Source organism: Psychrobacter sp. CCUG 69069, from assembly GCF_021023115.1.
In the GTDB taxonomy this organism is placed as follows: Bacteria; Pseudomonadota; Gammaproteobacteria; order Pseudomonadales; family Moraxellaceae; genus Psychrobacter; species Psychrobacter namhaensis.
In genome coordinates, this window is record NZ_QQAI01000004.1 from 18,089 (window position 1) to 32,857 (window position 14,769).

Below are 14,769 nucleotides of genomic sequence, written 5' to 3' on the forward strand. Positions count from 1 at the left end.
ACAAGCCACTTAATGTAACGTTATCAATAATATAAGATGTGAGCAACTGATTAATTGCTGCCCTTAAACTGTATGGTAAAGGTGGGGTATTTCGGGTCATCAGTGTCGATTGGTAGTTTGCCCGTGTTTAATACGGCTTGTTTGGCTGCATCATTGACGGCACTGTCAGGCCCTGACGCCGACACATTGACTATATTTCCGCTAGCGTTGACGGTGATGGTGAGCGTGGCACTCTGAGTTGAGCCTCTCGCTGCGGTAGGCGGATGATAGTTGCGTTTGATTAAGCGGATGATTTCGCTGTTACTTGCACCGCGATTACCACTTGAGGCAGATTGGCTGCTGCCTTTGGTAGGGCTAGACGTTGCTATATCACCAGAAATGGTGGACTGTCCATCTGATAGACTAAAGGTTTTACCGGCGCTGCCAGTATTGATTTCTATATTGCGATCATTTTCAGTAGGGCGCGTAATCCTAGGCTGAGTATTTTGTTTACTACGAAAATCTCCCAGTTTTTTTTGTTCTTCTATGCGCTGCTCTTTTTTGTCTTGTTCGACTTGCTCATGCTCTTCTGTCACTGACTCATCTAGTTGTGCGGCCCACTCAGCCATACGGCGCTCATATTCTTGGTTTTGCTCAAGCACGCGCTGATGCTGCTCTTCGCTCATTAGCATGGTGCGGTTGGTAGGATCTTCAGTGCGCGTAAAGACAGGCTCGCGCTGAGAATTTGGCTGGCTTGGGGCTTGAGTGCTAGCGCCACCATCAAAGGTTTCTGTCTGTGGGGTACTGGTTGCATCACTTTTGGTCTGTATCGCACTGGCCGCTGCTGCACGATTGGCCAATATTTGTCCTTGCATTTCAGCCAGCTGTTCAGGTGACACCATGACGGTTTCGATGCTACCAGTGGTTTCTACGTCGGTATGTTGATAGGTATAAATGAGTATGCCAATCACCAGAGCATGAGCCAACACACTGAGCAACGTCGGCAATGTTAGCCCGTTACCTTCAGGTTGGGTTGGCACATAAACGGTAGGAGCGTTACGCATGATAGGGATACTCAAAAACGAGGGTCATCAAATTGTCTACTTTATTATAACAAGCGCTGCTAAGCATAGGGTTTATTACAATGTGGGTGTGGGTAAGGGTGCACCGGTTAACAAACCGACCTTTTCAATACCGGCTTGTTGTAAGGTTGCCATGAGTGTCATGATGGCGCCATACTGATTGTTTTGGTCAGCGTTAATCATGACTTGTAAAGGCTGAGCACCAGCATTGCTACTTTGGTTTTGCAGATTGGATAGGGTATCAATCAGCTCGGGCTCACTAATGGGCAAGTCGATGTTATTTTCATAACTGATAAAAATCTCACCGCTATCGGTCAAAGAAACAATGACTGGAAGCTGGCTTTGGCTCATGGTATTGGTCTGCTCTTTTGGCAAATCCACATCGACACCCGTAATCAGCATCGGGGCGGTGACCATAAATATCACGAGCAGCACCAACATCACATCGATATAAGGCACGACGTTCATCTCCGCATTCAGCGCTTTTTTTTCACGGCGATAGGGACTTTGCTTCATAACCCTCTCACCTGGCTGGCAGTAGATTGGGTCTCTTTATGAGCGATGTGTTCTGCACTGGTCTCACGCTGGAGCATGCCGGTCATTTCATCACAAAATAATGCCCGTGAGTCATAGAGGCGACTAGATTTAGCCGTGAAGTGGTTATAGGCCAGTACGGCTGGAATAGCGGCAAATAAACCCATGGCAGTGGCGATTAAGGCTTCAGCGATACCGGGGGCGACAGAAGCTAGCGTCGCTTGCTCAGTTTGCGACAACCCCAAAAAGGCATTCATGATGCCCCAGACGGTACCAAATAACCCAATATAAGGGGCAACCGAGCCGATACTCGCTAGGGTCGTTAACCCTGACTCTAACAATTGCTGCTGTCGTCCTAAGCCGACTCGTAATTTACGCTCAACACCATCGATGATGTCATCTTTGGGTTGGCGTTTTTTATGCATTCTTAAATACTCCGAAAACCCGACATAAAAAATTTGCTCAAGCCCTTGACGCTCAGGTGAGCCTTGCACCCCTTGATAGAGTTTGGCCAAATCTTCCCCTGACCAAAACCAAGTCTCGAACTGTTGATCGAAGTTTTTGGCTGTACCAAGCCGCGCACTCATACGAAATATAATCACCCAGCTAAGTAGAGACGCTAACAGCAATAACGCCATCACAATCTGTACCAAAAGGCTGGCTTGAGTAATAAGGTCGATAATATTTAAGGATTCAGGCATGTATGGGCTCATGGATAATGAATAATAACTGGCATGGTGCGATACGCAGATTAAATCGTAACGTCGCTAACTAAAAATAGAGTCGCGCGATCATTCTGCATACTGATATCAACCGCCTAGTGTACTGCTAAATACAGAAAAGGTCATTTATTAAAGTGTTAAACCGATCGAAAATGCGACGTATCCAACTTTTGGTACTTGTCAGTATTTTCTAGTCACCATAGAAGCGAAGTACTACGTTTGTGCCAAATACAAAGGTAGGTGTTTGCTCAGTATCTTTCAGTCAACGCAAATGATAGTTTTATACGAATTAGACACTATCAGAGATTGAGTTTGTAAGATAACTCGTCTAATATGTTACGCTTTGTTACTACGTTCTTCTTAATTGTGGCATCATTATTTTTTGCTAAAATCATGTTGAATTTTAGGTAGTGGCAACTTTTTACTGGCCAGTCGGGGCGACACTTATGAATGCAATTGAACGCTATTTTGGGATTAATGGTGACAATACCACGATCAAAACAGAAATCATCGCTGGTACAACCACGTTCTTGACAATGGCTTACATTATCTTTGTCAACCCTAACGTATTAGCAGATGCGGGTATGGACAAAGGCGCTGTATTCGTGGCCACCTGTTTGGCGGCCGCGGTAGGTTGTTTTATCATGGGTATTTATGCTCGCCTACCGGTGGCGTTAGCCCCTGGTATGGGTCTCAACGCCTTCTTTACGTATGGCGTGGTTCTGGGTATGGGCTATGCGTGGCAAACAGCGTTAGGTGCCGTGTTTTTGTCTGGTTGTATCTTTGTACTGCTCAGCTTGTTTAAAGTTCGTGAAGCGATCATTAATGCCATTCCAATGTCTCTTAAAAATGGGGTAGTCGCTGGTATCGGTGCGTTCTTAGCCTTTATTGCCTTACAAAGCGCCGGCATTATCGTAAGTCACGATGCGACTTTAGTTGGCCTTGGTGATATGACGTCATTTGGTCCTATAATGGCCTCGTTGGGTTTTATTGTTATTATCGGTTTGTCTTACAAGCAAGTCCCAGGTGCGGTCACGATCGGTATTTTACTGGTTGCTTTGATTAGTTTACTAACAGGCTACACACAGTTTTCTGGGATTGTCTCTGCGCCGCCTTCAATTGCGCCAACGTTGCTACAGCTTGATATTGCTGGGGCGTTCGATGTCGGTATGATCAGTGTGATCTTTGCCTTTTTGTTTGTGGATTTGTTTGATACCGCAGGTACCTTGATTGCGACGACGAGACAGGCCAACCTGACTGACAAAGATGGTAATATCCATAATATGGGCAAGGCACTATTAGCCGATTCAACAGCGACTGTGGCAGGCTCATTACTAGGTACCTCATCGACGACTAGCTATATGGAAAGTATCGCTGGGATTGCGACAGGTGGCCGTACAGGCTTGATGGCAGTCACGGTTGGGGTGTTATTTTTATTAAGTGTTTTCTTTTCTCCATTAGCGGGAATGATCCCTGCTTACGCGACTGCTGGTGCCATTTTTTATGTGGCTGTCCTTATGATGGGCACACTAAAAGACATCAACTGGGGTGACCTCACAGAAGCGGCGCCTGTGGTGGTGGTATTGCTCTTTACGCCGCTGACATACTCTATCGCGGACGGTATTGCACTCGGCTTCATCACTTTTACGGCGATTAAAGCAATTGTGGGCAAGTTCTCTGAGATTAGTGTGGCGGTATGGTTATTAACCATCATTTTATTACTTAAGATTGTCTTTTTATAAGACACATTTTTACCGTAGGGACGGCTCTCGTAATCTCGCCCTCTTGATCATAAAAGATCAAGAGGGTTTTTCTTTGACAGCGACATCGTCTTAGGCAACAGCCTAATAATATGGACTACAATTAAACCCCAATACTAAACAGTAAATAGCAAAATGTAACCAACGCGTCATAGTCTGTAAACTACTGATAACTGGTTGGTTTTTTGGCAATATATTAATTTGTGAAAATAATAAATAGTGTTAGTTTGAAAATTTTTTTCATGCTACCATGCCCAAGTTAAGCGCATCACCTCAATCAACGCCGTAGAGGTTTTTCTTACAGTGAATTAGCGTCATATAAGATGGCAGATTTAGTGATAATCAACGCGATGTTTCCTTATCGTTATTTTGATAAGCCACTAATGAGTCTGACCATCACACTCCTTTCACTACTAACAAGAAGAAGGCACTAATGCCGCTTAACTGTTTGTTGTTGCCTTTGTATTGTTAACGTAGCCCGTTTAACACTCGAACGACCTACTTAACCATTTCCAGCCTATGCTGGATTTTCCCGTTTTGTGATGGTGCTGTTTGGTCTTTTGATTATTGCTGTGAGTATCAGTTAATGACCACTATTAGGTTAATGGTAGTCATAAGCAGTGAGACAGGACGATCAGAATTCCTAAAGCACCATTTATTATGGTTTTTAAACGATAGTTATGGAGTTGTTATGAACCCAATAGACCAGTTTACCCCAGAAGAGCCGATTTTATTTGATCCTGTCGATTTGCTGTCGCCAGAGTATATTGCCCAGTCATCAGAAGAGCTGCATGCGCGTATTTCGCCATTGTATAGCGCCGATGAAGATCGCTGGTTGTCTCAATTATTGCCACTTGCCAAACCTAGTACGGATGAACGCAATGCTGCTGCTGAGCAAACGCGCCAGTTGGTTGAGCATGTCCGTAATGATGGCAAAGCTGTCAAGATGGTTGATTCGTTGTTGCTCGAGTACAGCCTTGATACCCAAGAAGGTATCTTGCTTATGAGCTTGGCAGAAGCGCTGATTCGAGTACCAGATAACTATACGGCTGACGCGCTTATTCATGACAAGATGAGTGTGGCTGACTGGAAAAAACATATAAAAAATGACAATGGTTTTATGGTCAACGCCTCATCGTGGGGTATGATGATGACGGGCCGTGTCGTGAGTATTGACAGTAACACCACCGCATCCGGATTTTTGGATCGCATGACCAAAAAAATGGGCGAACCTGTTATTCGTAGTGCGATGCAAAAAGCCATGCGTATTATGGGTCATCAGTTTGTCTTGGGTGAGAGCATCGAAGAGGCGAATAAAAACAGTCAACCGTATCGCAATAGAGGGTATACCTACTCGTTTGACATGTTAGGTGAAGCGGCGATTACCCATAAGGATGCGGAAAAATACTTCAATGACTATCTGCATGCGATTAGAGCCACTGCCAGTATTAAAGTCAAAGAAGGTATGCCAAAGCCTTCGGTATCTATTAAGTTATCGGCATTGCATCCACGCTATGAAGCCACGCAAGAAGCGCAAGTGATGGGACTGCTACGTCAACGCTGCTTATTGCTTATTGAAGCGGCACGTGAAGTGAACGTTGATATCAGTATCGATGCGGAAGAAGCCGACCGTCTTGAGATTTCTTTAAAGCTATTTGAGTCTTTGTACCGTGACAACTTGACGGCTGGATGGGACGGTTTAGGAATCGTGGTCCAAGGTTATTCTAAGCGTGCTATTGCTGTTTTGGCCTGGCTTGCGCGTCTGGCAACAGAAGTGGGTGACCGTATTCCAGTACGTCTGGTGAAAGGCGCGTATTGGGACACTGAGATTAAACTTGCTCAACAAAAAGGCTTGTCAGGTTATCCTGTGTGGACGCGCAAAGAAGGAACGGATACGGCTTATCTTGCTTGTGCGCGTTTCTTATTGTCAGACCATCTACGCGGGCTAATTTGGCCGCAGTTTGCCACTCATAACGCGCATACACTGGCGTCCATTATGACCATGAGTCAACATAGGGACTTTGAGTTCCAGCGTCTGCACGGTATGGGGGATGCACTTTATGATCATATTTTACAAGCTTATCAAATCCCTGTGCGTATTTACGCGCCCGTTGGGGCACACAAAGACTTACTGCCGTACTTGGTACGCCGCTTGCTCGAAAACGGTGCCAACAGCTCGTTTGTGCATCAGTTGCTAGATAAGTCTTACCCGATTGATAAACTGACGGTACATCCCTATGACAAGCTGCTGACCAATGCGACGTTGCACAACCCAGATATTCCATTACCACTAGAGATCTACGGTACACGACGTGCGAGCTTTGGTCCCAATATATTTGTAGAGTCGCAGTGGCTACTATTTAAATCTGCTATCGACAGTCATTTGCATAAAACCTGGTCGGCCACTTCTATTATCAATGGTAAAGCCATTGATGAGTATGGGGCTGATGGCGTCGCCCAAAAGCTTGACCGTCAGACCGTCCGTGCGCCTTGGAACAATGAAGTCAGGGCTGGTGAGGTAACCTATGCCAATGCAGCAATCGCCCGTCAGGCTATCGATGCGGCCGTAGCAGGGCAAAGTACGTGGCAAACAGTACCCGCCAGTAAACGCGCTGAAATACTACGCAAAACTGCCGATCTTTTCGAAGAAAACTACGCTGAATTGATGGCGCTGTGCCAAGTGGAAGCTGGTAAGACCATGCAAGACAGCATTGATGAGATTAAAGAGGCGGTTGATTTCTGCCGTTTTTATGCTGATGAAGCCGAGCGTTTAGACGAGGTGGTATATGAGTTTACAGATTTGGCAGGTAAGCCGTCTCGTCAAGCTTATAAACCACGTGGCACCTTTGTGTGTATCAGCCCCTGGAACTTCCCATTGGCTATTTATACTGGCCAAATCATGGCAGCGTTAGCAGCGGGTAATACGGTGGTGGCGAAACCGGCCGAACAAACCAGTTTGATTGCCCATTTTGGGGCACAGTTAATGTATCAAGCGGGCGTCCCAACAGAAGCCTTGCAGTTAGTGATTGGGGCAGGCGAGGTTGGTGGTGCACTCACAGCGGCTGATAACATTGCCGGAGTTATTTTTACTGGCTCAACCCAAACCGCTCAACGTATCAATCAAAGCCTAAATGATCATGCGCAAACCAGCGGTGATTTGCCTGTGTTTATCGCTGAGACTGGCGGTCAAAACGCCATGATTGTCGATTCGACAGCGTTGCCTGAACAAGTCGTGAAAGATGCTGTGTTATCTGCCTTTGGTTCAGCAGGTCAGCGTTGTTCAGCTTGTCGTATATTGTGCGTGCAAGAGGAAATGGCCGATGATTTGATCGAGCTGCTGCAAGGGAACATGGCTGAGCTGGTGGTCGGTAATCCACTATATGCTGCTACAGATGTGGGCCCAGTGATTGATAACGATGCCAAACAAGGTCTTGAAGCCCATATCGAACGTATGAGCGCGGAGCCAACGGCTACTATTTTGGCACAAACACCGATGAGTGCCAGCTCGGTCGTGAGTCAGGAGCAGTCAACCTTTGTTTTACCAACCGCGATTGAAGTAAAAAGTATCGATGTGATTGCGGGCGAACACTTTGGCCCCATCCTGCATGTACTGCGTTATCAAGCGCGTGACTTAAACAAACTGATTGATGCCATCAACGGAACAGGGTTTGGTTTGACTTTGGGTATCCACAGCCGCATCGAAAATACGGCTGAGCACATCGAGCGTCGTGCTTTTGTGGGTAATACCTACATCAACCGTAACCAGATTGGCGCGGTCGTAAACGTTCAGCCCTTTGGTGGTTGTGGGTTGTCTGGTACTGGACCCAAAGCCGGTGGTCCACACTATGTCGCGCGTTTGATGCAGTTAAGCACAGACCAGTCAACCACTGAGCAAACAGCGTCTCAAAATAATACCACACCCATTCAAACAGAAATCGCGTAAGGAGTAGCAACATGGCGACTGAATTCAAAAAAAATCATGCCCAGGTTTGTGAGTCTTGGCGATTGCTTGGCGCAGTGAATCGCGCCGTTTACCTGCAAGCGGCCGTACCAAAGCTGGCATTGCTTACAGGGGATGCCAATAAGGCAAAGCGCCTGTTCAATCACTTGTTAAGTGCGGCGCCGAGTTTGGATGAAGTGCATCGCATGACGGGCGCGACTGGTGAATCTAACGATCTGTATGTGACCGCCCGTGGTAAAACGATGGTCATCGGCGGTGAGTCAGCGAGAGCAATGGCAGTGTTAGGCCAGCTCATCGCCGCGTTATTAACGGGCAATGAAGTTATTTTGCATTGCCCAAGCCAAGATGAGATGTGTGTTGAAGCGGCCAACATACTTTACGGCACAGGTATCAGCGATGATGTGTTGAGCGTTGCTAACGATTCGCAAACGATCACGCTTTTGTATATCGACCGTCTGGCGCAAGTTGCTGTTTCAGGCAATCGAGATGAAGTGCAAGCCATCAGTCAAGAGCTGGCCAATACCGATGGTATCCTGACGCAAGTGATTGCGGTCACTGATATGGAAGGCTTGTCAGAGATGCTCACACCAGACTATCTGCATCGCTTTGTCACTGAGCGCGTCAAGACAATCAATACCACTGCTATCGGTGGCAATGCAAGCTTACTTGAGCTTGGTACAGAGTAGAGGTTTTCATTAAAGTTGCGCTTAGCCTTTATAAACGCTAAGCGTCATTACCATCGTGTTGAAAGCTAGAAAATAAAAAACCGATGTCTGAACAGTATTCAGGCATCGATTTTTTATGTGTTTATATACAGTATGCAGTGTTATCACACTCAACCAGACTTGTTAGGTTAAACGTTATTCAGCAAACTCTATCCAAATCCAGCCATTTTCTAACCATTCGCTTAACTCATCTGGATCTACGTCCTGCACATCTTGACCGTATAAACGCTCACCATTTGCCAAACGTATAAGTACAGCCATTGCCGCCTCATCAAGACCATCAATACGCTGACCATTTGCATATAGCGTGACACCATCATGGGTTTGATTATAGAGCAGACGATTACTATAGTCCGCTTGTAGGGCTGCACCCTCTGTTAAAGCCTGCAGCAATTCGTCAGTATCTAAGGTGTCTTCTGGCATCAGGGCATCGTATTGACGCTTGCTAACCACTTCAGAGACGGCTTGACGAATGATATGATCACCGCGCTCCGATTGCAGCATTTGTAATAATTGAGCTTTGATCGCATCGATACTATGCGTTTGCAGCTCACCTGACGCTTGCAGCATTTGGGGGAGCAACATTGGGATAAACAAGTCACTGTCGTTGGTTGCGATATCAGCCATACTGTCGATGATTTGCATCAAGTTTGGCCGACGACAGCCAAAAGAGAAGGTCAAACAATCATCTTGTGCCACCCCAAAGTGAGACAGTTTCGGCGGTACGTAGAGTACATCACCCGCTTCTAATATTTCATCAAAGACAATCTCGCCCATATCATCAAAGAGGCGAATTGGCTCGTCAGCGACAAACTCTGTGTCTTTATCACAAAATTTGCCCAACTGCCAACGGCGATGGCCATATCCTTGCGCTAAAAACACATCATAATCGTCGTAGTGTTTGCCAACCGAGCCACCCTTAGGGGCGTATGAGACCATAATATCATCACGTTGCCACTGCGGGATGAAGCCAAACGCTTGCCATAATTGACCAAGCTCTGGCGACCATTGCTCAAGATTCTGTACCAGTACGGTCCACTGTTCTGGCAGGTTGGCAAAATCCGCTTCCGTCAATGGGCTTTTTTTCAGTTGCCACTGCGCCTGACCTTCTTTTTTACTGGCTGCTTGGGTCAGCAGTCTTGCGGAAGCATCTTCTTCAAGCGCAAGGCCCAGCATGTCCTCGGGTTCAAACATGTCAATTAGTTGCGGTAAGCCTTGTTTGATGAGTAGCGGCTTTTTTTGCCAGTACTCTGCTAAAAACTGCTCAGGCGTGATAGATTCCGGTAAACAAAGTGGCATAGAAGTCATTGATACATCCGTATTTGAAAATGGGTATGAGGTTAATAGTAAAGGGCGCTTTATAGGACGGTTTGAATGGTTTATGATTGTCGCTTATCTGATGATTACTGTCAGAGCAGCCAATCAATTGTAGGAAGTTTATGAAAAAATTACATTTTATCGTGATCATCAGCAGCGTTTTTTTACTACAAGCCTGTGTCCATAAGATTGTTACCGTGCCCGCTAAAATCGCTTATAAAACCACCAAAGGCGTGGTCAAAGGCACCGTCGCTGTTGGGAAAGCTATTATACCGGGTGACAGTGACGATGATAATGACAAAAAGGATAAAAAATAAAACCTTACCCATCCACTATGTATGGTTAAAGACCAATCATAGTATCCAAAGTAAGGTTGTTATCTATCGAGACATAAATGGGTGGTCAGTCGAACCCATTTATATCTGTGCTTAGCGACTATTAAAGTTTGGCAATCCACTCTTTAATAGTACGGGCTTGCTCCGCAGCGTTACCTGTATAGGTAGCAGGTGTCATCTCGCGTAGACGAGCTTTGTCAGCGTCGCTTACCGCAGACAACTCATCACTTTCAACGAACGTCAGCATGGCTTCACGAGTCATGGCATTACCGCGGGTTAGGGCTTTTAGCTTCTCGTATGGGTTTTCTACGCGGTAGCGACGCATCACCGTTTGAATTGGCTCAGCCAACACTTCTTGTGCTTGATCAAGATCGTCATTCAAGCGCTGGGCATTTAATTCAAGCTTACTGACGCCTTTTAAGCACGCATCAAAAGCGATCATGCTTTGTGCCAGACCAACACCAATATTACGCAGAACCGTTGAATCAGATAAATCGCGCTGCATACGTGAAATGGGTAGCTTTTCACCCAAATGTGCAAGCATAGCATTGGCAACGCCCAAGTTACCTTCTGAGTTTTCAAAGTCAATCGGGTTGACTTTATGTGGCATGGTAGAAGATCCCACTTCACCGTCTTTTAGGCGCTGTTTAAAATAGCCTAAGCTAATATATTGCCAAATATCACGGTTAAAATCGATTAAGATGGTATTGAAACGTTTTACCGCATCAAACAACTCAGCGATATAATCATGTGGCTCAATTTGCGTGGTATAAGGATTAAAAGTCAGCGCTAGACGCTCATCAATGAACTGCTCTGCATGCGTCTGCCAGTCAACCTCAGGGTATGCTGAAAAATGCGCATTATAGTTACCGACTGCGCCATTGATTTTACCCAGTAGTTCAACTTGACTGATTTGCTTGATTTGACGGGCGAGGCGGTAAGCCACGTTTGCCATTTCTTTACCAAGCGTCGTTGGGCTGGCTGTTTGACCATGCGTACGTGACAGCATTGGTTGGTCGGCATGAGCAACGGCCAAGTCTGTGATGCTATCGATCAGTTGCTGCATTTTAGCGACCACAATCTCGCGGCTGTCTTTGAGCATTAACGCATACGATAGATTGTTAATATCTTCACTGGTACAGGCAAAATGAATGAATTCTAATGAGTCAATGAGCGCATCCTGACCACGGAATTTATCTTTGATAAAGTACTCAACCGCTTTTACATCGTGATTGGTTGTGGCTTCGATGTCTTTAATCGCTTGCGCGTCGCTTTCACTAAAGTCATCGACAATGCTGTTTAAAAAAGCATTGGTATCCGCATCAAACGCTGCTAACTCACCAATGGCACTATTATCCGCTAGTGACTGTAACCAGCGAATTTCTACCGTAACGCGGGCTTTAATCAGACCAAATTCAGATAAATACGGGCGCAAGCTGTCCGCTTTGGACGCATAACGGCCGTCGATTGGGGAGAGTGCGGTAAGTGGGGTCATAGCAATACCTCAAGTGGTTATTGGGAGTGGAAGTGACTCAGAAAAAGGAAAAAAGACATCAAAATACAAAAAAATTAAAATCCGCAAGGCGCATCGATAGAGGCAATCACGCCACCACCCAAACACACTTCATCTATATAAAATACCGCTGACTGACCAGGGGTTACCGCCCGTTGTGGCTTGTCAAATACCGCACGGACTTCGCTACCATCAGCATTTGTCGCAAACACACGGCATGCTTGGTCTGGCTGACGATAGCGAGATTTTGCCATGCAGCGGAGTCCCTCACCGCTAAAAATATCGTTTGGTGGGAGGCCATCGATCCAGTCAAGCTTGTAAGCGTGCAGCTCATTACTCATCAGCATGGGATGCTCATGTCCTTGGCCGACGATTAAACGGTTTTTATCTAAATCCTTGGCTAATACAAACCACGGCTCTTCTGGACGGTCTTTGACGCCGCCAATGCCGATGCCACCACGTTGCCCCAACGTGTAGTACATCAAGCCATCATGAGTACCGATGGTTTTGTGGTCATCCGTGACAATGTCGCCTTTTTGTGCAGGCAAGTACTGTTGTAGGAAGTCTTTAAAACGGCGCTCACCGATAAAGCAAATACCGGTAGAATCTTTCTTTTTTGCGGTAATCAGATCATGCGCTTCAGCAATTTGACGCACCACAGGTTTTTCAAGCTCGCCCACTGGGAATAGCGTTTTGGCAATCTTATCGCCGCCCACCGCATGTAAGAAGTAGCTTTGGTCTTTATTATTATCCAGTCCACGTAATAGCTGGGCGACAAGCGTACCCTCTGCGTTGGTATAGTTCACACTGCGGCGCGTATAGTGACCGGTAGCAATATAGTCAGCACCAAGGGTTAACGCGTAGTCTAAAAACGCCTTAAATTTGATTTCTTTATTGCACAGTATGTCAGGATTGGGCGTACGACCCGCTTTGTATTCTGCTAAGAAGTGCTCAAAAACCCGATCCCAATATTCCATGGCAAAGTTAGCCGTATGCAGCTTGATGCCGATCTTATCACACACAGCTTGCGCGTCTGCTAAGTCCTCCATCGCGGTACAGTACTCAGTACCGTCGTCTTCTTCCCAGTTTTTCATAAACAAGCCTTCTACCTTAAAGCCTGCCTGCTGGAGTAAGACGGCCGAGACAGAAGAGTCGACCCCACCTGACATACCCACAATCACATGTTTGGCATTTGGATTGTCGATATCGGCAAGCGTTAAAGGACGATGGGCGGTAAAAGTATCTGAGTTTGGTAGGATGGCTGACATAGAACGGCTCAACTATTTATACTTTTTCCAAAATTTATAACGGCGCAGACAGTAAGAGCACGACGACAATGGATCGTCTTAGCAAGTTGACAGTGCCAGTTTTTCTTTTGGATTTGGTATTATGATAAAATAAGCGTCACATTATACCAGTTAATTGAAACTGGTGGCGACCTATGGCATTTTACTGTGAGGAAAATCGCTTTCAAAATTCAGATAGTGGTTTTGAATAATTTTAATCACAATGTATTAATTTGGAATAATAATGATAAAAATTGGACAAGGTATCGACGTTCATGCTTTTCACAATAATGGAGAGCAGCAGCAATATGTCATACTAGCGGGTGTGCCCATCGAGCACACCCACAGTTTGCTGGCACACTCTGATGGTGATGTGGTGCTACACGCGCTCGCAGATGCATTGCTTGGGGCATTGGCGCTTGGTGATATTGGTCAGCATTTCCCTGACACAGACGCGGCGCACGCTGGTTTGGATTCGAGAGTGTTGCTACGCTACGTTTATAGCAAGGTACGAGAGGCCGGATATAAGCTTGGTAATGCTGATATCACGGTCATGTGTGAGCGCCCAAAGCTTGCGCCCCACAGTCAAGCCATGCGCGATAACATTGCCAGCGACCTACAAACCGATGTGAGTAATGTCAGTGTTAAAGCCACTACCACTGAAAAACTGGGATTCACAGGGCGCCAAGAGGGCATTATGGCCAATGCCGTGGTATTATTGGTCTCTAACGCTACCGAAGTTTAACGTTTAACGGCTGTTTATGCCAATATAGCAATTGTGCTTGTAATATGGCGGCACTCGCCCCATGTATCAGCCATATTGTCATCCAATACCTTTGCAATATCGCTATTTTAATGTATTGCCTTTTTAATGTACCGCCTTATCAATAGGAGTTTTTATGAGTGAGCAAACCCCAAATACTGCTACAAATGATGTCGAACAACTGATTCGTGACCAAATCCGTGACAACAAAGTTATTATCTATATGAAAGGCACGCCGCAATTTCCGCAGTGTGGTTTTTCTGCCCGTTCTATTGAAGTATTGACTCAGATTGGTCGTCCTTTTGCGTTTGTCAATATCTTAGAAAATCCAGAAATTCGTGCCACGTTGCCAAAAATCGCCAATTGGCCAACGTTCCCACAGTTGTGGATCGACGGTGAATTGATGGGCGGATCAGATATTATTTTGCAGATGTATCAGTCAGGTGAACTAAAACCATTGGTCGAAGCCAATAGCCCAGCTGCTTAATACTAAAAAAGGTTTATGGCATTACTATTTATGGCATTGTTATGATGTTTTAAAAATCAGTGATACATGAATCCGTTTTGCTATTGAAGCACCACGAACCCAAGTAGTCTTATGGCTATTTGGGTTTTTTGTTGTTTTTGCCCTTTATTGCTTTTACAGGTTTTGACCCCATATAGGGGTTAACATAAGCGAAATGACAGTGGCTAATAAATAACATAGTTAATCCGCTATAAAATAAATATAGCGCGACCAAGATAAATTTTTCATCGACTCTGTCTGCGCAGACACAGCAAGCAAGGACAATT

The 14,769-nt window shown here is 45.7% G+C and carries 12 protein-coding genes; 6 read left to right on the forward strand and 6 right to left on the reverse strand.

The genetic code is table 11. The annotated features are described in order from the left end of the window. Window positions 1-50: 50 nt before the first annotated feature. The 3 genes from DVY93_RS04180 to tolQ are packed head-to-tail and all read right to left on the reverse strand — an operon-like array spanning window position 51 to window position 2,308. A complete protein-coding gene (locus DVY93_RS04180) occupies window positions 51-1,058 on the reverse strand; it encodes a cell envelope integrity protein TolA (protein ID WP_230709280.1) in 1,008 nt (335 codons plus the stop codon). Window positions 1,059-1,118: 60 nt separating this feature from the next. Next, window positions 1,119-1,577 (reverse strand): protein TolR, encoded by a 459-nt coding sequence (gene tolR, locus DVY93_RS04185; protein WP_198334726.1) that lies wholly within the window; start codon window positions 1,575-1,577, stop codon window positions 1,119-1,121. Then, entirely contained in the window at window positions 1,574-2,308 is a 735-nt protein-coding gene (tolQ, locus tag DVY93_RS04190; protein WP_198334727.1) for a protein TolQ, read from the reverse strand. Before tolQ ends, tolR begins: the two co-directional genes overlap by 4 nt. A gap of 455 nt (window positions 2,309-2,763) precedes the next feature. Between tolQ and DVY93_RS04195 the strand changes: the two genes are divergently transcribed. The 3 genes from DVY93_RS04195 (at window position 2,764) to DVY93_RS04205 (ending at window position 8,724) form a co-directional block, all read left to right on the forward strand. Further along, window positions 2,764-4,059: an NCS2 family permease gene (locus DVY93_RS04195; RefSeq protein WP_193006788.1), complete on the forward strand. Its 1,296-nt coding sequence runs from the start codon at window positions 2,764-2,766 to the stop codon at window positions 4,057-4,059. Window positions 4,060-4,768: 709 nt separating this feature from the next. Next, window positions 4,769-8,020 carry a bifunctional proline dehydrogenase/L-glutamate gamma-semialdehyde dehydrogenase PutA gene (putA, locus tag DVY93_RS04200; protein WP_230709281.1) on the forward strand — a complete coding sequence of 1,084 codons (3,252 nt, stop codon included), beginning with the start codon at window positions 4,769-4,771 and terminating at the stop codon, window positions 8,018-8,020. 11 nt (window positions 8,021-8,031) lie between these two features. Further along, window positions 8,032-8,724 (forward strand): 1-pyrroline-5-carboxylate dehydrogenase, encoded by a 693-nt coding sequence (locus DVY93_RS04205; RefSeq protein WP_193006786.1) that lies wholly within the window; start codon window positions 8,032-8,034, stop codon window positions 8,722-8,724. A 174-nt stretch (window positions 8,725-8,898) separates the two neighbouring features. On the opposite strand, the gene DVY93_RS04210 is transcribed toward DVY93_RS04205, so the two are convergent. Then, entirely contained in the window at window positions 8,899-10,071 is a 1,173-nt protein-coding gene (locus tag DVY93_RS04210; protein ID WP_198334729.1) for a cupin domain-containing protein, read from the reverse strand. 131 nt (window positions 10,072-10,202) lie between these two features. Here DVY93_RS04210 and DVY93_RS04215 point away from each other — a divergent pair, with 131 nt between their 5' ends. After that, window positions 10,203-10,397, forward strand: coding sequence for an NF038104 family lipoprotein (locus DVY93_RS04215; protein ID WP_198334730.1), 195 nt, complete (start codon window positions 10,203-10,205; stop codon window positions 10,395-10,397). Between the two features lie 121 nt (window positions 10,398-10,518). Here the strand turns inward: DVY93_RS04215 and purB are convergent, their stop codons facing one another. Together purB and mnmA are read right to left on the reverse strand one after the other, a co-directional pair. After that, window positions 10,519-11,910 carry an adenylosuccinate lyase gene (gene purB / locus DVY93_RS04220; protein WP_230709283.1) on the reverse strand — a complete coding sequence of 464 codons (1,392 nt, stop codon included), beginning with the start codon at window positions 11,908-11,910 and terminating at the stop codon, window positions 10,519-10,521. Window positions 11,911-11,984: 74 nt separating this feature from the next. Next, window positions 11,985-13,097 carry a tRNA 2-thiouridine(34) synthase MnmA gene (gene mnmA, locus DVY93_RS04225; RefSeq protein WP_230709439.1) on the reverse strand — a complete coding sequence of 371 codons (1,113 nt, stop codon included), beginning with the start codon at window positions 13,095-13,097 and terminating at the stop codon, window positions 11,985-11,987. A gap of 361 nt (window positions 13,098-13,458) precedes the next feature. On the opposite strand from mnmA, the gene ispF reads away from it, so the two are divergent. Together ispF and grxD are read left to right on the forward strand one after the other, a co-directional pair. Continuing rightward, window positions 13,459-13,959, forward strand: a complete 501-nt coding sequence (gene ispF, locus DVY93_RS04230; RefSeq protein ID WP_193006781.1) for a 2-C-methyl-D-erythritol 2,4-cyclodiphosphate synthase — start codon at window positions 13,459-13,461, stop codon at window positions 13,957-13,959. A 154-nt stretch (window positions 13,960-14,113) separates the two neighbouring features. Next, window positions 14,114-14,464 carry a Grx4 family monothiol glutaredoxin gene (grxD, locus tag DVY93_RS04235; RefSeq protein ID WP_198334733.1) on the forward strand — a complete coding sequence of 117 codons (351 nt, stop codon included), beginning with the start codon at window positions 14,114-14,116 and terminating at the stop codon, window positions 14,462-14,464. Window positions 14,465-14,769: the final 305 nt, after the last annotated feature.

Bases quoted from the DNA above. Each gene is read 5' to 3' on its own strand.
- tolR (WP_198334726.1), bottom strand. From the start codon at position 1,577: ATGAAGCAAAGTCCCTATCGCCGTGAAAAAAAAGCGCTGAATGCGGAG.
- tolQ (WP_198334727.1), bottom strand. From the start codon at position 2,308: ATGAGCCCATACATGCCTGAATCCTTAAATATTATCGACCTTATTACT.
- DVY93_RS04195 (WP_193006788.1), top strand. From the start codon at position 2,764: ATGAATGCAATTGAACGCTATTTTGGGATTAATGGTGACAATACCACG.
- putA (WP_230709281.1), top strand. From the start codon at position 4,769: ATGAACCCAATAGACCAGTTTACCCCAGAAGAGCCGATTTTATTTGAT.
- DVY93_RS04205 (WP_193006786.1), top strand. From the start codon at position 8,032: ATGGCGACTGAATTCAAAAAAAATCATGCCCAGGTTTGTGAGTCTTGG.
- DVY93_RS04210 (WP_198334729.1), bottom strand. From the start codon at position 10,071: ATGACTTCTATGCCACTTTGTTTACCGGAATCTATCACGCCTGAGCAG.
- DVY93_RS04215 (WP_198334730.1), top strand. From the start codon at position 10,203: ATGAAAAAATTACATTTTATCGTGATCATCAGCAGCGTTTTTTTACTA.
- purB (WP_230709283.1), bottom strand. From the start codon at position 11,910: ATGACCCCACTTACCGCACTCTCCCCAATCGACGGCCGTTATGCGTCC.
- mnmA (WP_230709439.1), bottom strand. From the start codon at position 13,097: ATGTCAGGTGGGGTCGACTCTTCTGTCTCGGCCGTCTTACTCCAGCAG.
- ispF (WP_193006781.1), top strand. From the start codon at position 13,459: ATGATAAAAATTGGACAAGGTATCGACGTTCATGCTTTTCACAATAAT.
- grxD (WP_198334733.1), top strand. From the start codon at position 14,114: ATGAGTGAGCAAACCCCAAATACTGCTACAAATGATGTCGAACAACTG.